This is a genomic window from Bradyrhizobium daqingense (assembly GCF_021044685.1).
Lineage (GTDB): Bacteria > Pseudomonadota > Alphaproteobacteria > Rhizobiales > Xanthobacteraceae > Bradyrhizobium > Bradyrhizobium daqingense.
The window spans coordinates 4613565-4633793 of record NZ_CP088014.1; the positions used below are offsets into that span (position 1 = coordinate 4613565).

18 protein-coding genes and 2 pseudogenes are annotated in these 20229 nt (G+C 63.9%); 16 read left to right on the plus strand and 4 right to left on the minus strand.

Features of this window, described 5'->3' with window-relative positions:
* Positions 1-29: 29 nt before the first annotated feature.
* From LPJ38_RS21700 to LPJ38_RS21775, 16 genes and pseudogenes are all read left to right on the plus strand, one after another.
* Positions 30-1097 (plus strand): ABC transporter ATP-binding protein, encoded by a 1068-nt coding sequence (locus tag LPJ38_RS21700; protein WP_145642864.1) that lies wholly within the window; start codon positions 30-32, stop codon positions 1095-1097.
* 53 nt (positions 1098-1150) lie between these two features.
* On the plus strand, positions 1151-2470 hold the full coding sequence (locus LPJ38_RS21705) for an ABC transporter substrate-binding protein (protein WP_145642866.1): 1320 nt from the start codon (positions 1151-1153) through the stop codon (positions 2468-2470).
* Between the two features lie 101 nt (positions 2471-2571).
* A complete protein-coding gene (locus tag LPJ38_RS21710; RefSeq protein ID WP_404438523.1) occupies positions 2572-3489 on the plus strand; it encodes a carbohydrate ABC transporter permease in 918 nt (305 codons plus the stop codon).
* Complete coding sequence (locus LPJ38_RS21715) at positions 3482-4405, plus strand: carbohydrate ABC transporter permease (RefSeq protein WP_060735798.1); 924 nt, start codon at positions 3482-3484, stop codon at positions 4403-4405. Before LPJ38_RS21710 ends, LPJ38_RS21715 begins: the two co-directional genes overlap by 8 nt.
* A gap of 80 nt (positions 4406-4485) precedes the next feature.
* Positions 4486-5472 (plus strand): D-erythronate dehydrogenase, encoded by a 987-nt coding sequence (gene denD, locus LPJ38_RS21720; protein ID WP_145642869.1) that lies wholly within the window; start codon positions 4486-4488, stop codon positions 5470-5472.
* A gap of 23 nt (positions 5473-5495) precedes the next feature.
* The gene (locus LPJ38_RS21725) at positions 5496-6482 is read left to right on the plus strand and encodes a sugar kinase (RefSeq protein WP_145642871.1); all 987 of its coding nucleotides are present in this window, start codon (positions 5496-5498) and stop codon (positions 6480-6482) included.
* A 26-nt stretch (positions 6483-6508) separates the two neighbouring features.
* On the plus strand, positions 6509-7159 hold the full coding sequence (gene eda, locus LPJ38_RS21730; protein ID WP_145642873.1) for a bifunctional 4-hydroxy-2-oxoglutarate aldolase/2-dehydro-3-deoxy-phosphogluconate aldolase: 651 nt from the start codon (positions 6509-6511) through the stop codon (positions 7157-7159).
* A 60-nt stretch (positions 7160-7219) separates the two neighbouring features.
* Positions 7220-8389, plus strand: a complete 1170-nt coding sequence (locus LPJ38_RS21735) for an acetyl-CoA acetyltransferase (protein WP_145642875.1) — start codon at positions 7220-7222, stop codon at positions 8387-8389.
* 178 nt (positions 8390-8567) lie between these two features.
* A complete protein-coding gene (locus tag LPJ38_RS21740; RefSeq protein WP_145642877.1) occupies positions 8568-8774 on the plus strand; it encodes a hypothetical protein in 207 nt (68 codons plus the stop codon).
* A 125-nt stretch (positions 8775-8899) separates the two neighbouring features.
* A pseudogene (locus LPJ38_RS21745) lies at positions 8900-9910 on the plus strand (CaiB/BaiF CoA transferase family protein); the annotation flags it as partial.
* An 85-nt stretch (positions 9911-9995) separates the two neighbouring features.
* Positions 9996-11125, plus strand: a protein-coding gene (locus tag LPJ38_RS21750) for an IS3-like element ISRj2 family transposase (RefSeq protein WP_109866565.1) whose coding sequence is annotated in 2 segments (ribosomal slippage) — positions 9996-10248 and positions 10248-11125 — 1131 coding nt in all. Because the reading frame shifts where the segments join, the coding sequence is not laid out codon by codon here.
* A gap of 146 nt (positions 11126-11271) precedes the next feature.
* Positions 11272-11466 (plus strand): annotated as a pseudogene (locus tag LPJ38_RS21755) (CoA transferase); the annotation flags it as partial.
* Between the two features lie 143 nt (positions 11467-11609).
* Positions 11610-12746: a thiolase family protein gene (locus LPJ38_RS21760; RefSeq protein ID WP_145641169.1), complete on the plus strand. Its 1137-nt coding sequence runs from the start codon at positions 11610-11612 to the stop codon at positions 12744-12746.
* Complete coding sequence (locus LPJ38_RS21765) at positions 12743-13102, plus strand: Zn-ribbon domain-containing OB-fold protein (RefSeq protein WP_145641167.1); 360 nt, start codon at positions 12743-12745, stop codon at positions 13100-13102. Before LPJ38_RS21760 ends, LPJ38_RS21765 begins: the two co-directional genes overlap by 4 nt.
* Positions 13103-13586: 484 nt before the next feature.
* Complete coding sequence (locus LPJ38_RS21770; protein WP_008552346.1) at positions 13587-14114, plus strand: carboxymuconolactone decarboxylase family protein; 528 nt, start codon at positions 13587-13589, stop codon at positions 14112-14114.
* A gap of 25 nt (positions 14115-14139) precedes the next feature.
* On the plus strand, positions 14140-14442 hold the full coding sequence (locus LPJ38_RS21775; protein ID WP_167520722.1) for a nucleoside triphosphate pyrophosphohydrolase family protein: 303 nt from the start codon (positions 14140-14142) through the stop codon (positions 14440-14442).
* A gap of 95 nt (positions 14443-14537) precedes the next feature.
* On the opposite strand, the gene glsA is transcribed toward LPJ38_RS21775, so the two are convergent.
* The 4 genes from glsA to LPJ38_RS21795 all read right to left on the minus strand — a co-directional run bounded on the left by glsA (position 14538) and on the right by LPJ38_RS21795 (position 20174).
* A complete protein-coding gene (gene glsA, locus LPJ38_RS21780; protein WP_145641163.1) occupies positions 14538-16385 on the minus strand; it encodes a glutaminase A in 1848 nt (615 codons plus the stop codon).
* Positions 16386-16406: 21 nt separating this feature from the next.
* Complete coding sequence (locus LPJ38_RS21785) at positions 16407-18479, minus strand: TRAP transporter permease (RefSeq protein ID WP_145641160.1); 2073 nt, start codon at positions 18477-18479, stop codon at positions 16407-16409.
* Positions 18480-18618: 139 nt separating this feature from the next.
* Complete coding sequence (locus LPJ38_RS21790) at positions 18619-19785, minus strand: TAXI family TRAP transporter solute-binding subunit (RefSeq protein ID WP_145641157.1); 1167 nt, start codon at positions 19783-19785, stop codon at positions 18619-18621.
* A gap of 167 nt (positions 19786-19952) precedes the next feature.
* Positions 19953-20174, minus strand: a complete 222-nt coding sequence (locus LPJ38_RS21795) for an acyl-CoA carboxylase biotin carboxyl carrier protein subunit (RefSeq protein WP_145641155.1) — start codon at positions 20172-20174, stop codon at positions 19953-19955.
* Positions 20175-20229: the final 55 nt, after the last annotated feature.

Genomic DNA, 20229 nt, shown 5'->3' on the forward strand with positions numbered 1-20229 from the left:
TCGTCGTGGACTTTCGAGGAGGGAGCTAGATGTCGTCTGTGCAAATCCGCGACGTGCGGAAATCGTTCGGCAATTTTGAAGTCCTGCACGGCGTGACGATTCCGATCGAGGACGGCCAGTTCGTCGTCCTGGTTGGCCCTTCCGGCTGCGGCAAGTCGACGCTTCTGCGCATGCTCGCCGGCCTCGAGAACATCACCTCCGGCACAATCTCGATTGGCGACCGCGTCGTCAACAATGTCCAGCCCAAGGAGCGGGACATTGCGATGGTCTTCCAGAACTACGCGCTCTATCCGCACATGACGGTAGCCGACAACATGGGCTTCTCGCTGAAGCTGCGGAATGCCAGCTCCGAGGAGATCAACAAGCGGGTCAAGCGCGCCGCTGAAATCCTGGCGCTGTCGCCGCTGCTCGATCGCTATCCGCGCCAGCTCTCGGGCGGCCAGCGCCAGCGCGTCGCCATGGGCCGCGCCATCGTGCGCGATCCGCAGGTGTTCCTGTTCGACGAACCCTTGTCGAACCTCGACGCCAAGCTGCGCGTCGCCATGCGTACCGAGATCAAGGAGCTGCATCAGCGGCTGAAGACGACCACCGTCTACGTCACCCACGACCAGATCGAGGCCATGACCATGGCCGACAAGATCGTCGTCATGCATGACGGCATCGTTGAGCAGATGGGCACGCCGCTCGAGCTCTACGACAAGCCCGACAACCAGTTCGTCGCCGGCTTCATCGGCTCTCCCGCGATGAACTTCCTCAAGGGCCATGTGCGCGTCAACGGCGTTGCCACCTTCGAGGGACCGAACGGCGTCAAGCTGCCGCTCAAGACCGCGCCCGCCAATTCCGACGGCCGTCCGGCCGTCTACGGCGTGCGGCCCGAGCACTTCACCATCGCCGATGACGGCGCCGAGGCCGAGATCATCGTGGTCGAGCCGACCGGCTCGGAGACGCAGGTGTTCGCCAAGGTCGGCGGCGAGCAGGTCGTCGCGGTCTTCCGCGAGCGCCACCAGTTCAACCCGGGCGACAAGGTGCGGCTGAAGCCCGATCCTTCGCTGGTGCATCTGTTCGACGAGGCGACAGGCAAACGCCTCAACGCCTAGCGCGACGCGAGACCAAAGACGTAAGACAAGAAAAAGCATCACAGGAGGACGACATGAAGGACTTTACCCGCCGGACTCTGCTTCAAGGCGGAACGGCACTGGCTGCGACCGGCATGCTGACCGGGCCAGCACTGTTCGATTTCGCCAAGGCCTGGGCGCAGAGCGCGCCCTGGAAGGCGGAGCCCGGCGCCAAGCTGACCGTGATGCGCTGGAAGCGCTTCGTGCCGGCGGAGGATGATGCGTTCAACGCGATGGTTGCAGCGTTCAAGGCTGCAACGGGCACCGAGATGAACGTGTTCAGCGAATCCTTCGAGGACGTGCAGCCGAAGGCATCGGTTGCGGCCAATACCGGCTCCGGCCTCGATCTCGCCTGGGGATTGCACACGCTGCCGCAGCTGTTCCCGACCAAAGTGCTGAAGATGAACGACGTCGCCGATTACCTCGGCGGTAAATATGGCGGCTGGACCGATGCGGCGGCCAAGACCTGCAAGCTCGGCAACGACTGGCTCGGCATTCCCGTGGCGACCAACGGTGGGTATCTGACCTACCGCAAGTCGGCGCTCGACAAGGCCGGCTTCAAGGAATTCCCGAAGGACTTCCCCAGCTTCCTCGAGATGTGCAAGGCGCTCAAGGCCAACAACACGCCGGCCGGCTTCGCGCTCGGCCACGCCTCGGGCGACGGCAATGCGTGGCTGCACTGGGTGCTGTGGGGGCACGGCGCCTACACGGTCGACCAGAACGACAAGATCGTCATCAACTCGCCGGAGACGGCTAAGGCGCTGGAATATTGCAAGGCGCTCTACGACAGCTTCATTCCGGGCACGGCGTCCTGGAACGATTCCTCCAACAACAAGGCGTTCCTCGCCGGCGAGCTCTATTGCACGGCGAACGGCATCTCGATCTACGTGGCGGCCAAGACGGACGCGAGCAAGAAGGAGCTGGCGGAGGACACCTATCACGCGCTCTGGCCAGTCGGCCCGGTCGGCAAGCCGACTGAGCTGCAGCTTGCGCTGCCAATCCTCGCCTTCAACTTCACCAAATATCCGAACGCCGCAAAGGCTTTCGTCGCCTTCATGCTGGAGAAGGAGAACTACGAGAAGTGGCTGTCCGGTGCGCAAGGCTATCTGACGCAGACCTTGAACGCCTATGAGTCCGCCCCGATCTGGAAGGCCGATCCCAAGAACGAGGTGTTCTCGCAGGCCTCCAAGCGCACGCTGCCTGCCGCGGGTATCGGCACCGTCGGCGAAAAGGCGGCGACCGCGATCGCCGACTTCATCGTCGTCGACATGTTCGCCAATTACTGCACCGGCGCCAAGGATGCGAAGGGCGCGATGGCTGAAGCCGAGCGCCAGCTGAAGCGCATCTATCGCTGATAATCACGGGGCGGGCGGCCATCCGGCCGCCCGCTCGTCAACATTTTCGATCAGGGATATCGGGCATGGCTGATGTCGCAATTCCCCGGGCCAAGCCTCAGATGAGCGAGGCGAGCGCCTGGACCCAGCTCAAACACAATCGCAACTGGCTCGGCTTCTGGTTCATGGTGCCGGCCATGGCGTTCCTGATCTTCTTCCTGGCCTATCCGCTCGGGCTCGGCATCTGGCTGTCCTTCACCGACACCCGCATCGGCAGGGTGGGGCAGTTTGTCGCCACCGAGAACTACGAATGGCTCTGGGACGATTCCATCTTCTGGCTGTCGGTGTTCAACACGTTGCTCTACACCTTCGTCGCCAGCGCCCTCAAATTCGCGATCGGGCTCTATCTCGCGCTGCTGCTCAACGAGCACATGCCGTTCAAGGCAATGCTGCGCGCGATGGTGCTCATCCCGTTCATCGTTCCGACGGTGCTCTCGGCACTGGCCTTCTGGTGGATCTTCGATTCGCAGTTTTCGATCATTTCCTGGTCGCTGAAGCATCTCGGGATCATCAACCAGAACATCAACTTTCTCGGCGACACGACCTGGGCGCGGATTTGCGTGATCTTCGCCAATATCTGGCGCGGTGTGCCGTTCGTGGCGATCACGCTGCTCGCAGGCCTGCAGACCGTCTCGCCGTCGCTCTATGAAGCGGCAACGCTTGACGGCGCCACACGGTGGCAGAATTTCCGCTTCATCACCTATCCGCTGCTGACGCCGATCATCGCCGTCGTGATGACCTTCTCCGTGCTCTTCACGTTCACGGATTTCCAGCTGATCTGGGCGATGACGCGCGGCGGCCCGGTCAACGCCACCCACCTGATGGCGACGCTGTCCTACCAGCGCGCGATCATCGCCGGGCAGCTCGGCGAGGGCGCAGCGATCTCCAGCGCCATGATTCCGTTCCTGCTCGCTGCGATCATGGTGTCCTGGTTCGGCCTGCAGCGCCGCAAGTGGCAACAGGGAGAGAGCAATGACTGATCTTCCTGCCGCGAAAGTGGATCTCAAGTCCGTGATATCGTCGCCGGCGCGGGTCGATAACAGCGAAGGCATGAGCTATTTGCAGTCCGTGCCCCGCAGGCTCGTGACGCTCTATTTGCCGCTCGCGATCATCGTCGTCGTCCTGCTGTTCCCGTTCTACTGGATGGCGTTGACGTCGGTGAAACCCGACGAGCAACTGCTCGATCTCGACAAGTATAATCCGTTCTGGACCTGGAATCCGACGTTCAAGCATTTCCACAAGCTGCTGTTCGAGAGCTACTATCCGTATTGGCTCTGGAACACGATGTATGTGGCGATCTGCGCTACGGTGCTGTCGATCGTGGCCTCGGTATTCGCCGCCTACGCCATCGTGCGATTGCGTTACAAGGGTGCCAATCTCGTCGGCGGGCTGATCTTCCTCGCCTATCTGGTGCCGCCCTCGATCCTGTTCATTCCGCTCGCCACCGTCGTCTATCAGTACGGCCTGTTCGACTCGCCGCTGGCGCTGATCCTGACCTATCCGACCATCCTGATTCCGTTCTCGACCTGGTTGTTGATGGGCTATTTCAAGACCATCCCCTTCGAGCTCGAGGAATGCGCGCTGATCGACGGCGCGAGCCGCTGGCAGATCCTGATCAAGATCGTGGTGCCGCTGGCGATTCCCGGCCTCATCTCGGCCTTCATCTTCTGCTTCACGCTGTGCTGGAACGAGTTCATCTACGCGCTGACGTTCCTGCAATCCACCAGCAACAAGACCGTGCCGGTCGCGATCGTTAACGAGTTCGTGGATGGCGACATCTACCGTTGGGGATCGCTGATGGCGGGGGCGCTGGCCGGTTCGCTGCCGCTCGTCATCCTTTACGCCTTCTTCGTCGAGCATTATGTGTCGGCGATGACGGGCGCCGTGAAGGAATGATCGCGGGGCTTGCCGAGGGCGCGTCAGGAGCGGCGCGCTCCGGTCGATAGGCGCCCGGTCGACAAGAAGGAGTTGAGCTCTTGCACATTCTGGTTCTCGGCGCCGCCGGCATGGTCGGCCGCAAACTCTGTGAACGGCTGTTGCGCGATGGCCGGCTCGGCAAGAGCGACATCACGAAAGTGACCATGCATGACGTGGTCGAGCCGAAGAAGCCCGAGAAGGCGGGCTTCCCGGTCGAGACCATGTCGGGCGATTTCGCCGTGCCGGGCGCGGCCGAGAAGCTGATCGCCGGCCGCCCCGACGTGATCTTCCATCTCGCCGCGATCGTCTCGGGCGAAGCCGAGCTCGATTTCGACAAGGGCTATCGCATCAACCTCGACGGCACCCGGATGCTGCTCGACGCGATCAGGCTCGTCGGTGGCGGCTACAAGCCGCGCGTGGTGTTCACGTCCTCGATCGCGGTGTTCGGCGCACCGTTCCCCGATGCGATCGGCGACGAGTTCTTCCATACCCCGCTGCTCAGCTACGGCACCCAGAAGGCAATCGGCGAACTTCTGCTCGCCGACTATTCCCGCCGCGGCTTCCTCGACGGCATCGGCATCCGCCTGCCGACCATCTGCATCCGGCCCGGCCTGCCCAACAAGGCGGCATCGGGCTTTTTCTCCAACATCCTGCGCGAGCCGCTGGCCGGCAAGGAGGCGATCCTCCCGGTGTCCGAGGACGTCCGCCACTGGCACGCGACGCCGCGCTCGGCCGTCGGCTTCCTGCTCCATGCCGGCACTATAGACCTTGCGACCGTCGGCCCGCGCCGCAACCTCACGATGCCCGGCCTGTCGGCGACGGTCGGCGAGCAGATCGCGGCCTTGAAGCGCGTCGCCGGCGAGAAGGTCGCCGCCCGCATCAAGCGGGAGCCGGATCCTTTCATCGTCGGCATCGTCGGCGGCTGGCCGCGTAATTTCAACGCCAAGCGGTCGCTCGAGCTCGGCTTCACCACGGCCGAGAAGAATTTCGACGACATCATCCGCATTCACATCGAAGACGAGCTTGGCGGCAATTTCGTCGCCTGATCTCTGACTGAGCGGGTCAAGTGATGGCGAGCGTTGCCTGCATCGGCGAATGCATGGTCGAGCTCCGGCAGGCCCAAGGGGGACATTCCTCGGGCGCGTCTGCCGGGCAGGGGCAGGGCGGCGGCCTGTACTCGCGCGGCTTCGGCGGCGACACCCTCAACACGGCGGTGTATCTGGCGCGGCTCGAGGTCAAGGTCGATTATTTCACCGCACTCGGCGACGATGCCCTGAGCGACGAGATGATCGCGGCCTGGAACGCGGAGAGCGTCGGCACCAGGCGCGTCGTGCGGTTGCCGGGCGAGCTGCCCGGCCTCTACATGATCCAGACGGATGCCAAGGGCGAGCGCCAGTTCTTCCACTGGCGCGACAGCGCGGCGGCGCGCCAGCTGATGAGCCTGCCGGAGACGGACGAGCTGCTCAACTCGCTGATGAGCTACGACATCGTCTATCTCTCCGCGATCACGCTTTCGATCTATGATGCGGCCGGACGCGATCGGCTGTTCGCGGCAATCAAGCGCGCGCGGCTGCTCGGCACCCGCTTCGTGTTCGACACCAATTTCCGCGCACGGGGATGGCCGGACCGCGACGTTGCGCGCGAGGTGTTCGCCGCAGCCTTCGCGGCCGCCGATATCGTGCTGACCTCGACCGAGGATCTGCTCGCGCTCTATCCCGGCGAGAGCCACGAGCAGTTGATGGCCCGCATCCCCACGCCCGAGCTGGTGTTCCGCCTCACTGAACCGGTGAGCCTCTTGCGCTTCCCCGGCGGCACCAGCGAAGTTCGCGCCGAGCCCATGACCAAGCCGGTGGTGGATACCACAGCGGCCGGCGACAGCTTCGCCGCGGCCTATATCGCGGCCCGGCTTGCCGGCGCCGAGCCGGTCGAGGCGGCCCAGGCCGGGCATCGTCTCGCCAGCCTCGTGATCTGCTATCCCGGCGCCATCATTCCGGGCTATGCCATGCCGCCGAAGAAGCGGCACCGGCCGGCGGCCTCTCGCCAAGCCACCAAGTAAAACGAGACCAACTGAAATAGAGACCTATGCCAACGGCTGCCCAACAAAACCACCTTGTCGCGCTGTTCAAAGCTGCGACCGTCATTCCCGTTCTCACCATCGAGCGGATCCAGGATGCGGTGCCGCTGGCGCGCGCGCTGGTCGCCGGCGGCGTCCGCACGCTGGAGGTGACCCTGCGCACGCCCGTTGCAATCGAGGCGGCGCGGGCGATGATGTCCGAGGTCCCCGAGGCCGTCATCGGCATCGGCACGATTCTCAATCCGGCCGACTTCTCCCGCGTCGAAAAGCTCGGCGTTGCCTTTGGGATCAGCCCCGGCCTCACCCCCGACCTCCTCAAGGCCGCCGCCCACAGCTCCCTGCCGTTCGCGCCGGGCATCGCGACCGCTTCCGAGCTGATGCTGGCGCTGTCGCACGGCTTCGATGTCGCAAAATTCTTCCCGGCCGAGCAGGCCGGCGGCATCAAGGGCCTGCGCTCCCTTGGTGGCCCGTTCCCCAACGTGCGGTTCTGTCCGACCGGCGGGGTCGGAGAGGCCAATGCAGCAAGTTGGCTCGCCGAGCCCAATGTCGTCGCGGTCGGCGGTTCCTGGCTGTGCCCGACGGCGGAGATCAGGGCCGGGAACTGGGCCGGCATAACAGCCATCTGCGAGCGAACCCTCAAGGCGTTGAAAGCCGCGTGAAGTCTTGCCATCCCTGGGCTAAGACTTAGGTCAGGAAGAGACCTCCAGGGAGAAAAGACCATGACCGCCAGCATCGTCGGATGGGCGCATACGCCGTTCGGCAAGTTCGACACCGAGACCGTCGAAAGCCTCGTCACCCGCGTCGCCAATGAAGCGCTGGCGGATGCCGGCATTTCCGCCTCCGACGTCGACGAGATCGTGCTCGGCCACTTCAACGCCGGCTTCTCGCCCCAGGATTTCACGGCGTCGCTGGTGCTGCAGGCCGACCCGAAGCTGCGCTTCAAGCCGGCCACCCGCGTCGAGAATGCCTGCGCCACGGGCTCTGCCGCCGTGCACCAGGGCCTGCGCGCGATTGCCGCAGGCGCTGCGAAAGTCGTGCTGGTCGTCGGCGTCGAGCAGATGACGCACACCCCCGGTCCGGAGATCGGCAAGAACCTGCTCAAGGCGTCCTACCTGCCCGAGGACGGCGACACGGTCGGTGGCTTCGCCGGCGTGTTCGGCAAGATCGCCAGCTCCTATTTCCAGAAATACGGCGACCAGTCCGACGCGCTGGCGTTGATTGCGGCCAAGAACCACAAGAACGGCGTCGCCAATCCCTTCGCCCAGATGCGCAAGGATTTCGGCTTCGACTTCTGCCGCGCCGAAAGCGAGAAGAACCCTTATGTCGCCGGTCCCCTGAAGCGGACCGACTGTTCGCTGGTTTCCGACGGTGCCGCAGCGCTGGTGCTCGCCGACGCCGAGACCGCCAAGAGCATGAGCAAGTCGATCGGCTTCCGGGCCACCGCGCACGCCCAGGACTTCCTGCCGATGAGCAAGCGCGACATCCTCCAGTTCGAGGGCTGCACGGTCGCCTGGCAGCGCGCGCTGGAAGAGGCCGGTGTGACGCTGTCCGATCTCTCCTTCGTCGAGACCCATGACTGCTTCACGGTCGCCGAGCTGATCGAGTATGAAGCGATGGGCCTGACGCCGAAGGGGCAGGGCGCCCGCGCCATCAAGGAAGGCTGGACGCTCAAGGACGGCAAGCTGCCGGTCAATCCATCCGGCGGCCTGAAGGCGAAAGGCCACCCGATCGGCGCCACCGGTGTCTCCATGCATGTGATGACCGCGATGCAGCTCGCCGGGCAGGCGCCCGAGGGCATGCAGCTGAAAAACGCAAAACTCGGCGGCATCTTCAACATGGGCGGTGCGGCGGTCGCCAACTACGTCTCCGTGCTGGAGCCGCTGAAGTAGGCTTGTGTAGGGTGGTTTGCCGCAGGCGTAACCCACCTCTTTCGTCTCCGCGGAAACAGAGTTGGTGGATTGCGCCTGCGGCTAATCCACCCAACGCGGCCTTTGCGCTAGATCATGGTGGGCACCCCTCGCTTTTCTGCCCACCCTACGATCCTGATTGAATTGCAGGGAATGCATCATGAGCAAGGACTACGAAGACTCTCTCTCGATGGACGCCCTCAACGGCCGCATCGCGATCCTCGAGGACAACATCCGTCAGCTCATCGAGCAGGCCGCAGCCGCGTCCGGCGAGCAGAACGAGTCGCGGATCGCAGACCGCATCAGCCAGCAGAACGACGAGCTCGACCGTCTCATCAAGATCCGCGAATCCCGCCAGAAGAAATAGCGTCCCGAACTTGCCGCGCGATGCATGCCGCCATACGCCGCTCGCCCTTGCGCGGGCGGCGGCGCTGCCGTTAGCTGGACCGACACCGCGAGGGCGCTTCGGCCCTGCGCAATCGGGAGCGAACGATGGGGCCGCTGAAAGGCATCAAGGTCGTCGACATGACCACCGTGCTGATGGGGCCCTATGCGACCCAGATGCTCGGTGACTATGGCGCCGACATCATCAAGGTGGAATCGCTCGATGGCGACGTCACCCGCCTGATCGGCCCGACGCGGCATGCCGGCATGGGCCCGGTGTTCCTCAACACCAACCGCAGCAAGCGCTCGATCTGTCTCGACCTGAAGAAGTCCGCCGGGCGCGAGGCGGTGCTGCGGCTGCTGAAGGATGCCGACGTGCTCGTCTACAACGTCCGCCCGCAGGCGATGGCGCGGCTCCAGCTCGGCTACGACGTCGTCTCCGCGATCAATCCCCGCCTGGTCTATGCCGGCGTGTTCGGCTTCGGCCAGGACGGGCCGTACGCGGCAAAGCCCGCTTATGACGATCTGATCCAGGGCGCCACCGCGCTGCCCGCCTTGATGGCGCAGACCGGCGATGGCGTGCCGCGCTATGTGCCGAACGCGCTGGTCGACCGCATCGTCGGCTTGACCGCGGTCGGTGCGATCTGCGCCAGTCTCGTGCACCGCGACCGCACCGGGCGCGGCCAGCGTGTCGACATCCCGATGTTCGAGACCATGGCCGGCTTCGTCATGGGCGACCACATGGGCGGGCTCACCTATGAGCCGCCGCTCGACAAGGGCGGCTATGCCCGCCATCTCTCGCGCGACCGTCGTCCCTACAAGACCTCGGACGGCTATCTCAGCGTCATCGTCTACAACGACAAGCAGTGGGAGAATTTCTTCAAGGCCACGGCACGCGATGATCTGCGCGCCGATCCCAAATTCGCGACCTTCGCAGGCCGGGCGGCCAATATCGACGTCGTCTATGCCGAGCTCGCGCGGATCTTCGAGACGCGCACGACGGCGGAGTGGATCGACCTGCTCACCAAGGCCGACGTGCCGGTCATGCCCATGCACGATCTGCAAACGATCCTGCACGATGAGCATCTCGAGGCGACTGGCTTCTTCCCGGTGGTGAGAGCTGGCCCCGCAAATTCGGACAGTAGCTTGAGTGGATTTTCTGCCTGACAGCGGCGAGGATTCTTGCTGCGAATCAGGAGCGAAGATGACGAAGAAGAGCCGCCGGACGCATTCTCCGGCATTCAAGGCGAAGGTTGCTTTGGCTGCGGTCAAAGGAGACAAGACACTGGCGGAGCTGGCGCAACTGTTTGATGTTCATCCGAACCAGATCACGATCTGGAAAAACCAGCTCCTGGAAGGCGCCGCCGGCGTGTTTGGGCATGACAAGACATCGGCCGAGACGCCGGTCGATTTGAAGGCGTTGCATGCCAAGATCGGCGAGCTGGCGTTGGAAAACGATTTTTTGTCCGGCGCGCTCACCAAGGCGGGCCTGCTGAGCGCAAAGCGATGATCGACCGCGGTCATGATCTTTCTATCGTGCGCCAGGCGAAGGTCCTGAAGCTGGCTCGCAGCACGGTCTACTATGAACCTCGGCCAGTTTCGGCCGAGGACCTTGCCTTGATGCGTCGGCTCGATGAGCTGCATCTCGATTATCCCTTCGCGGGAGCGCGTATGCTGCGATCGTTGCTGCGGCGGGAGGGGGTATACGCCGGTCGCCGCCACATCGCGACGCTGATGAAGCGCATGGGGATCGAGGCGGTCTATCGTCGCCCGAACACGAGCAAGCCGGCTCCGGGTCACAAGATCTACCCGTACCTGTTGCGCGGATTGAAGATCGAGCGGCCCGACCATGCGTGGGCAATGGACATCACCTACATTCCGATGCGGCGTGGCTTCGTCTATCTCGCGGCGGTCGTCGATGTGTTCAGCCGACGGGTCCTGGCCCATCGCGTCTCGATCACAATGGAGGCGGCCTTCTGCGTCGAAGCGGTCCAGGAGGCGTTGGCGAAGCACGGCAGGCCCGCGATTTTCAACACGGACCAGGGCAGCCAGTTCACCAGCCTCGAGTTCACCGATGTGCTGCTGGACGCGAAGATCGCCATCAGCATGGATGGCAAGGGCGCCTGGCGCGACAACGTGTTTGTCGAGCGGCTCTGGCGCACGGTCAAATACGAAGAAGTTTATCTCCGCGCCTACGACAGCGTGTCCGAGGCGCGAGCGTCAATTGCCAAGTATCTGGCCTTCTACAATCAGGGACGCCCTCACTCGAGCCTTGACGGGCGCACGCCCGACGAGGCTTACTTCGGCACGCAAGCTATGGTGATGGCCGCATGACCGTCGCCGACGATTTTGTCGTCGCTCTGGTCGGGCTACGCCCTCCCGACGCAACGACAAAATCGTAAAGCCCCGCGTTCAGCATAACCCGGCAGGAATCCACTTAAATCCAGCGGGGCGCTGTCCAAACAACCGGGGCCAGCTCTGTGAACCATCCGACGGAAGGGCCGATCCGCAGCATGAAGGTGACGGCGACCTGGTCCGAGACCGAAGCCGAGCCGGTGCGGCTGGCGCCGCGCCTTAACGAGCACGGCGCGGAGATCTTGCGCCAGATCGGCTATTCCCAGGACGAGATCGCCGCCATGGTCCGCGACGGCGTCACGCGCCCCGCGCCGGAGTAGGGGGAAGTCATGGCGCAAACCCTCTCATCCGTCATTCCGGGGCGCGACGAAGTCGCGAGCCCGGAATCCATAACCACCATCGGGAGTATGGATTCCGGGCTCGCGCCAAGGGGCGCCCCCCGGAATGACGAAGTGGAGAGAGCATGAGCTTCATCACCGGCGTCGGCCTCACGCCGTTCGGCAAGCACGACGGCTCATCCTCGCTCGACCTGATGAGCATGGCCGCCCAAGCCGCGCTCGACGATGCCGGGCTGAAACGTTCGGACATCGACGGCATCCTCTGCGGCTATTCAACCGTCTCGCCGCACATCATGCTGGCCACCGTCTTCGCCGAGCATTTCGGCATCCGTCCTGCTTATGCCCACGCCGTGCAGGTCGGCGGTGCCACAGGGCTCGCGATGACGATGCTTGCCCACCACCTCGTCGAAGCAGGCGTCGCGCGCAACGTCCTCGTCGTCGCCGGCGAGAACCGCCTCACCGGGCAGAGCCGCGATGCCTCGATCCAGGCGCTGGCGCAGGTCGGTCACCCGGATTACGAGGTGCCGCTCGGCCCGACCATTCCCGCCTATTACGGCCTCGTCGCCACGCGCTACATGCACGAATACGGGGTGACCGAAGAAGACCTCGCTGAATTCGCGGTGCTCATGCGCGCACACGCCTGCAGCCATCCCGGTGCGCAATTCCACGACCCCATCACGGTCGCTGACGTCATGGCCTCGAAGCCGGTGGCGATGCCGCTGAAATTGCTCGACTGCTGCCCGGTGTCCGACGGCGGCGCGGCATTCGTCATCAGCCGTGAGCGGACCGGCGAGACGGGCGTGCGCATCCGCGGCTGCGCGCAGGCTCATACCCATCAGCATGTCACGGCCGCGCCCGCACTCAGCGAGCTCGGCGCCGAGATCTCCGTTGCGCGCGCCAGGGATGCCACGGGCCTTGCGATCTCCGACGTCCGCTATGCCGCCATCTACGACAGTTTCACCATCACCCTGGCGATGCTGCTGGAAGACCTGGGCCTTGCCGGCCGCGGCGAGGCCGCAGCCCGCGTCCGATCAGGCCATTTCAGCCGTGACGGCGCGATGCCGCTCAACACCCATGGCGGCCTGCTCAGCTACGGCCATTGCGGCGTCGGCGGCGCCATGGCGCATATGGTCGAAGCGCATTTGCAGATGACGGGGCGAGCGGCGAATCGGCAGGTGCGCGATGCCTCGATCGCGCTGCTGCACGGCGACGGCGGTGTGCTGTCGTCGCATGTCAGCATGTTCCTGGAGCGGGTCCGATGAGCGAGCGACTGGCGGACTGGACCAAGGGCGACCCTGCCATCACCTATCAGACCTGCGCCGCCTGCGGCCATGTGCAATATTTTTACCGCGCCTTCTGCTCTGCCTGCGGCGCGTCCGATCTGTCCGAAGCTCGCGCCAGCGGCAAGGGCAGGGTGTACGCGACGTCGCTTGTCTGCCGCGCCGCCACGCCGGAGACGCGTGCGCACGTGCCGTACAACATCCTGCTGGTCGATTGTGCCGAGGGGTTTCGCATGATGGCCCACGGCGCGAATGACCTCGCCATCGGCGATTCGGTCAGCGCGAGCTTCAAGCCGTTTGCCGGGAAGCTCGTGCCGTTCTTCGCGAAGACCACGTAAAGGGATTCGTCATTCGGGGGCGGTCTTACGACCGAACCTGGAACGGGTATTCTGGGCCTGGCTTGTGCGAGAGCCACCCCGGAATGACGAAAACTTTGGAACTCTGAACTAGCGCCCGTAGAACAAGATGCTGGCGATGACGAGCATTGCCGTCACCGCCAGCATGTGCGCAAGCGCTCCCGAGGCCGCCCCCTTGATGGCTTCCTTCATGCCTATTTCTCCCTAGACTTGGGCGTGACTCATCGTTGCGCGGTTGATGCGCAAAGACGGTCAATTGTTTTTACTCGGAACACCCCACTTGCGAGTACTCACCGCGAATTGTCCCCACGCGGCGAGTATCGACTGTGTCAGGGTCGATCAGCAATGCGGCGGCAATTTGACTCGATGATGTTGCTCCTGCGTCGGCGCGAGAATAGAGTTTTGAGGAACTCTCGCCGACAACGACAAAAAGCATCAAAAACTCAGGGAAAACTTCAGGAAGATCATGGCCCGCATTCAGTACAGCGACCCGTCCAAGGCCTCCGACCGCACCCGCGAAATCCTCGACAAGAACCGCAACGCCAACATTTTCCGCATGATGGCGCACTCGCCGAGCTACTTCGAGCAGTATTGCCGCCTGGGCGGCGCCATCCGCCACAAGGGCGAGCTCGATCCAATCGTGCGGGAGCTCGCGATCACCCGCACCGGCATCTTGTGCGAGGCGCCGTACGAGATCGTTGCGCACAAGCGCATCGGCAAGAATGTCGGCGTCACCGACGAGCAGAACGAGGCGCTCGAGAACTGGCAAGCCGCCAAGTGTTTTGACGAGACGCAGCGCGCGGCGCTCGCTTTCACCGACGAGATCGTGAAGCTGAACAAGCCGACGGACGCCACCTTCAAGGCGATCGCATCGAAGCTGACGCCAGCCGCGCTGGTCGAGCTGCAGCTCTCGGTCGGCTTCTACATCATGACGTCGAAGTTCCTGGAAACCTTCGAGATCGATCTTCAGCCGGTCACGGAAGTGGTGGGCTGATCGACAAAAGCGGCGAGGGATGCCGATGACGATCGACGAATATGCGGCCTGGGCCGCAACCATTGCGAAAGTCGAGGAGCATCCGTCCCACGAGCGGCTGTCCTATCTCGGTCTCGGCCTCGCCAGCGAAGCCGGCGAGGTTGCCGATCACATCAAGAAGCTGCTGCGCGATGATTGGCTCGACAAGGCAGGCCTGGTCGATGAGCTCGGCGACGTCATCTACTACTGGGCCTGCCTGTGCGCTGCGACCGGCCAGAAGCCGTCCGAACTGCTCGAGGCCAGCGCCGCCAAGATCAAGCGACGGCTGGGCGAGGCCGCGAGCCGCTGAGGCAAAAGTTCTATGTTGACAGCTCAGAGCCTCCACAGCGTCATGGCCAGGCTTGTCCTGACCATCACGATCTCTTGGGAGTGAATGCCCACCGTTCAGGTCGACGTCAGAATATCCACCTTCGCGTTGGCGACGATCAGGCGGTCGGCCAACAGCTGCGCCAGATTGCGCATGATGCGCTCGCTGGCGCGCGGGTGCTGTTCGCGGAAGCGTTCGAAATCCTTCAGCGGCACTTCGAACACGGTCGCGGCCATGTCGGCGAACACGTCGGCGGAGCGCGTTGCCTCCAGCAGTGCCATCTCGCCGAAGGCCATGCCGGCGGTGAGCGTTGCCAGCCTGACGCCGTCAGGCAGCGTGACATGGACCGCGCCGCTTCGGAGGAAGAACACGGTATCGGCGGCATCGCCGGTCGTCACGATCTTCGCGCCGGAAGGATAGCTTTTGACGGTGCAAAGCTCTGAGAGATGGGACAGCTCGTCGTCGCTCAGCCCGGCGAGCAGCGGCTGCTCCGAGAGCTCGGTGGTCTCGTGGAAGTCGATCGAGCCGCCATAGCGGTAGACGATCTGGTCCTCCGCCCATTCGATGGCGGCATCCAGAAGATAGAAATCGCGGACGTTCTTCAGCTCCGCGGTCCATTCCCGCAAGCTGTCCCATTCCTTGGAGGCGCGCCGAACGCCGGAGATCACGACGGTGACGTTCAGCGCGGCCAGCTCCTCGAAGGCCTCGGCAACGAGCCGCGCGCCGGCGCGGGTGGTCGAGGTCACGCGGTGCAGATCGAAGATCACGAATTGCGGTCGCGGCCGGCCTGCGAGCCGGCGCGAGACGTAGTCGACGGCCGACAGCGACAGCGTGCCGACCAGCTCGATGATCCGCACCTCCTGCTCGTGCGTGGCCAGGATCTCGCGCTCCTGTGGCCGGCGCACGCGGCGGGACGGGCTCTTGCCGATGTCGTAGTCCGCTATAACCGCGTTGCGCGCGTCGTCGCTGCGGTTGAGCATGTGCAGATCGTAATGCGAGGACAGCGCCTCGCAGACCTTGATGCCGCGCACGCTGTTGCCATGCTTGTCGAGTCTCGGCGAGTAGCTGCCGAGCCCGAGCCGGGCCGGGAGCGCTGCCAAAATGCCGCCGCCGACGCCGCTCTTGGCGGGAAGGCCGATCCGGTAGATCCATTCGCCGGCATAGTCGTACATGCCCGACGAGGTCATGACCGAGAGCGTGCGCGAGATCGCGTATGGCGTCAGCACCTGCTCGCCGGTCACCGGATTGACGCCGCGATTGGCGAGCGTCGCCGCCATCACCGCAATGTCGCGCGCGGTGACCAGCACCGCGCATTGCCGGAAATAGACGTCGAGGACGCCGGCGACATTGTCGGAGATCACGGAATTGGTCTTGAGCAGGTAGCCGATGGCGCGGTTGCGGTCGCCGGTCTGGCTTTCGGATGTGTAGACGGCCTCGTCTATGGCGAGGTCGCGTCCGGCAAAACGACTGAGCGCGAGACGGATGTGCTCGAAAGCGTCCGCGCCTTTGCTGTCATAGATCAGCCCGGTGCAGGCGATTGCGCCGGCATTGACCATCGGGTTGAACGGACGGTTGTCTGAATTGAGCCGGATCGAGTTGAAGGGATCCCCGGAGGGCTCGACGCCGATGGTGCTTTCGACCTTGCCTGCGCCCAAAAGGTCCAGCGCCAGCGCGAACACGAAGGGCTTGGACATCGACTGGATGGTGAAGGGCACCCTGGAGTCGCCGACTTCGTAGACATGGCCGTCCAGCGTTGCGAGGCTGATGCCGAAATAGGCAGGGTCCGCCTTACCAAGCTCGGGGATGTAGTCGGCGACGCTGCCCGAGGTTTCCGCCGAGAACTCGTTGAGGCAATTGTCCAGAAACCGCAGCAAAGGCGGTTTCGAGCGGGTCCAGGCGGAGGCGAGAGGCGATAGCGGTTTCATCGCCTCACTTGTGCAACGCAATCAGGGTGCGCGCAACCCGTCCGGCTCCATGGTGTGACGGCGGACCAGGAGCAGGGCGAGCAAGGTCGTGGGCACGAGGATCGCAAGGCCGAGCAGCGTCACCTGCAGCTGCGACAGCGGCATGATCCCGCCGCCCGGGGTCGCCACCACGAACCCGCCGATCACCAGGAGCACACGGATGGGCCATTCCAGCGCACCCGTGCCGCGCAAGTCGCCGACGAAAGGCTGGTAGCCCTGGATGCCGCCGCAGATGAACAATGTGCCGAACGCAGCAAGGCCCATCAGGCCGAGGCCGGCGAGGTAGGGGCTCGGCCCTTGGAGCACCAGCGCCGGATTGAGCACGAAGAAGAATGGGATGAAATAGATGATGCTGCCGACCCACATCGATTCCCAGCCGGTCTTCATCGCCGGCGAGCCGGCTATGCCCGCGGCGGCGAAGGAGGCGATCGCGACCGGTGGGGTGATCGATGACAGCATGCCCCAATAGAAGATGAACATGTGCACGGCCATCCGGTTCAGCCCGAGCTTCTCCAGCGCGGGCGCGACCAGGATGGCGAGGAAGATGTAGCAGGCCGTCGTCGTCAGCCCGAGGCCGAGAATGAGGCTGGTGAGGGCGCACATGCCGAGCAGCAGGAAGGCATTGTCGCCGGCAATGTGCAACAGATCGTTGGCCAAGCTCGACACGACGCCGGTCATCGAGAACGCACCGATCAGAAGGCCGCAGCCGGCGAGGATGCCGACCAACTCGACGAAGGTGCGTCCGTTGACCTCCAGGAATTTTCCGATCGTCGCGAACGTCCAGCGCGTGTCCTTGGAGAAGAGCTGGTTGAGGACCAGCAGCAGCGCGGTCGCGTAGAATGGAGCGTGGCTCTCGCGCTTGAAGTAGAGCAGCATCACGATCAGTAGCGCGATGACGAATACGTAGTACCAGCCGTCCTTGATCGTATCCATGACCCGCGGCAGGTCGGCGCGCGGGATGCCCTTCAGCCCGTGACGCGCGGCGTAGGTGTCGACCTGCATGAACAGGCCGACGTAATAGAGCGCGGCCGGTATGATCGCGGCCACGGCGACTTCCGCGTAACTGACGTTAAGGAACTGTGCGATCACGAAGGCGGTCGCGCCCATCACCGGCGGCGCCAGCACCGCGCCTGTGGAGGCGCAGGCCTCGATCGCGGCGGCATAGGAGGCGCGGAAGCCGCTCTTCTTCATGACGGGGATGGTCATGGTGCCCGCGGTGAGCACGTTGGAGATGATCGAGCCCGACATCATGCCGAGCAGACCGCTGGCAAAGATGCAGACCTTCGCGGCACCGCCGCGGAAGGTGCCGCACATCGCGAAAGAGAGGTTGATGAAGAATTTGCCGGCGCCCGTCATCATCAGTGCGGTTCCGAACACCAGGAAGCCGATCACGGTGTCGGCAAAGGCCTGGATGGGAATGCCGAGCAGGCTTTCGCCGGAAAGCACGTGATAGGCCGTCGCCTGTTCCAGCGTCGACTGCGTGCCGCGGAACGGCCCGAGCCACCGGGCCTCGGCGAACAGCGGATAGACGGTGAAGGGCATCACGCTCAGGAGCAGGCTCCAGCCGCCGGTGCGGCGCAGCGCCTCCATCAGCATTGCCCACATCACGAGACCTGCGGCGATCACGCTGTTCGGCGCGCCGCCGAATTCCCAGCCTGCCTCAGCGGCCTTGCGCACGTTCGACATCAGCATGATGGCCGCAGCGAATGTCGCCACGAACAGGACGAGGTCGTACCAGGGAATCCGGTCGAGCGGGGCGCGTTCAGCGCCCGGAAAGATCAGGAAGGTGAAGGGCAGCATCAACGCGATCAGGAGATAGAAATACTCCGTGTTCAGCTGGGTGTAGCCGACGAAGAAGCGCAGCGAGAATTGCTGGTTGATGCAGAGCAGGATGGTCGCGGCCGTCGCGACCACCAGCGTCCAGCGCCAGGTGCCGCGCAACGTGCGCACGCGCGTGACTTCCGCCTCCTGCATGTTGCCTGCGGCGCCGTGGGGATCGTCGAACACGACTCGCTTGGTCACGTCTTGCGGGGCGGTGGAGGTGGAAGAAGACATAGCGACCCCGCTTGTGGGCTACTGAAAGCAGATTAAGCCAATGACTATTGGTCGAACGCTCGCGCCGCGGGCTCAACCTCTCCCGCGTGCGGGAGAGGTCGCACACTTGCCTCTTAGCGCCGAGCGTGACGCCATTCGTCTATTCCTCGAACCCGTTCGGCATGTCGGCCTTGGCAAGCGCCGCGGCGCGCGCCTTCATCCAGCCGTCGAGGAACGCTTTGTCGTCGGACGGCGGATTCGACTTGCCATAGTCCGTCCACGCCGCGCCGAGCACCTCCTGGCGCTTGATCAGTTTGTTGTTGTGCGCCTCCTGCGCGTCGCTCCAATGGCCGGCTTCCTTCAGCGCCTTCACCGCGCCGGGATGCACCGGCACCACCCAGTTCTTGGTCTGGCGGTCGGCGCCGAGGCCGCCGGCGCCGGGCGCAGAATCCTTGTAGGCGTCGTAATTCACGATCATCGACTTGGTGATCGCATAGATCTGGTCGGCCGGTTGCGTGGCATAGGCGACGAAGATCGGGTAGGGGTAGTTGCCGAGCTCGACCGGCTTCTCCGGCGTGATGCCGGCGCCACAGGTCGCCAACTGCGGGAAGAAGAACGAGCCGACCTTCTGCATCCGCGCCCAGCCTTCCTTGTCCTTGGCGGGCAGCGGCGGCCAGATCAGGCCGCGCGGTGAGGTCTCCGCTTCCTTGGCCGGGCCGGTGATGGTGGTGCCGAAGGCGGCATCGACGTCGTTGTTGATCAGCCCCTTCCACATCGCGCCGTAGCTGGCGAACTCGACGGCCTTGACGTCCTTCTGCGTGAGGCCGGCGAAAGCCAGCACCGCGAGCGAGTTCTGGTTCAGCGCGGGCGAGCCGACGACGAAGCCGACGCGCTTGCCCTTCAGGTCTTTCAGCTCCTTCACACCGGTGTCGGCGGCAACGCCGAGCGAGCCGCAATTGCAGTCGACGGACGAGAGCAGGATCTGGAGCGGCTGCGGTCCCCATTCCTTCGATCCGAATTCGAACACGCCCTCCTGCGCGAAATAGGTGCCCGATCCCATCGCGGATGAGACCGCGCGCTTGGCACGAAGCGGCGCGAGACGTGCGACGTCGTTGCCTGCAGGCAGCACGCGCACATCGGTGCCGTACTTGTCCTTCATCATCTTGCCGACGCCGACCGCGATGTTGAAGCCGGCGGTGCCGGTGTCATAGGCGGTGAACGTCAACGTCGCCGGCAACTTGAGATCCTCGGCGAACGCGTAGCGAGTAGACACAAAAGAAATGCCAACCACCAAGGCAGGCGCGAGCACGAGCAGCCCACGAAGCATGTTTCCCTCCATCAATCCTCGCGTTTGCCGCGAAGAATTTCATTCTTTGTTTGAAACAACGTTTTGTTTGCAGCAGATCATGTCACCGCGATCGAGCGATGGCAACGCCGGACCGCGAATGCAGAAACGGCGCTGACAGAATGTCGCGGAATCAGCGGATCATGCAGTCAGCTCGCGACGATCGCGATCGCCTGGCCCTCCGCGACGACGTCGTCGAGCTTCACCAGAAGCGATGTGATGGTGCCGCTCGCAGGCGAGGGCACCGGTATCTCCATCTTCATCGCTTCGACCACTACAATCTCATCGCCATCCGCCACGGTTCCTCCAACTTGCACGAGAGTTGCGCAGATGCGACCCGCGACCTCCGTGACGATCTTAATTTCTGGCATGCCATCGCCTTTTTGTTGTCGTCGCAAAATGCCTGAGGTAGCGTCGTCTGCAAGT

Coding starts and splice junctions, on each gene's coding strand:
- LPJ38_RS21700 (WP_145642864.1), top strand. CDS start 30: ATGTCGTCTGTGCAAATCCGCGACGTGCGGAAATCGTTCGGCAATTTT.
- LPJ38_RS21705 (WP_145642866.1), top strand. CDS start 1,151: ATGAAGGACTTTACCCGCCGGACTCTGCTTCAAGGCGGAACGGCACTG.
- LPJ38_RS21710 (WP_404438523.1), top strand. CDS start 2,572: ATGAGCGAGGCGAGCGCCTGGACCCAGCTCAAACACAATCGCAACTGG.
- LPJ38_RS21715 (WP_060735798.1), top strand. CDS start 3,482: ATGACTGATCTTCCTGCCGCGAAAGTGGATCTCAAGTCCGTGATATCG.
- LPJ38_RS21725 (WP_145642871.1), top strand. CDS start 5,496: ATGGCGAGCGTTGCCTGCATCGGCGAATGCATGGTCGAGCTCCGGCAG.
- eda (WP_145642873.1), top strand. CDS start 6,509: ATGCCAACGGCTGCCCAACAAAACCACCTTGTCGCGCTGTTCAAAGCT.
- LPJ38_RS21735 (WP_145642875.1), top strand. CDS start 7,220: ATGACCGCCAGCATCGTCGGATGGGCGCATACGCCGTTCGGCAAGTTC.
- LPJ38_RS21740 (WP_145642877.1), top strand. CDS start 8,568: ATGAGCAAGGACTACGAAGACTCTCTCTCGATGGACGCCCTCAACGGC.
- LPJ38_RS21760 (WP_145641169.1), top strand. CDS start 11,610: ATGAGCTTCATCACCGGCGTCGGCCTCACGCCGTTCGGCAAGCACGAC.
- LPJ38_RS21765 (WP_145641167.1), top strand. CDS start 12,743: ATGAGCGAGCGACTGGCGGACTGGACCAAGGGCGACCCTGCCATCACC.
- LPJ38_RS21770 (WP_008552346.1), top strand. CDS start 13,587: ATGGCCCGCATTCAGTACAGCGACCCGTCCAAGGCCTCCGACCGCACC.
- LPJ38_RS21775 (WP_167520722.1), top strand. CDS start 14,140: ATGACGATCGACGAATATGCGGCCTGGGCCGCAACCATTGCGAAAGTC.
- glsA (WP_145641163.1), bottom strand. CDS start 16,385: ATGAAACCGCTATCGCCTCTCGCCTCCGCCTGGACCCGCTCGAAACCG.
- LPJ38_RS21785 (WP_145641160.1), bottom strand. CDS start 18,479: ATGTCTTCTTCCACCTCCACCGCCCCGCAAGACGTGACCAAGCGAGTC.
- LPJ38_RS21790 (WP_145641157.1), bottom strand. CDS start 19,785: ATGCTTCGTGGGCTGCTCGTGCTCGCGCCTGCCTTGGTGGTTGGCATT.
- LPJ38_RS21795 (WP_145641155.1), bottom strand. CDS start 20,174: ATGCCAGAAATTAAGATCGTCACGGAGGTCGCGGGTCGCATCTGCGCA.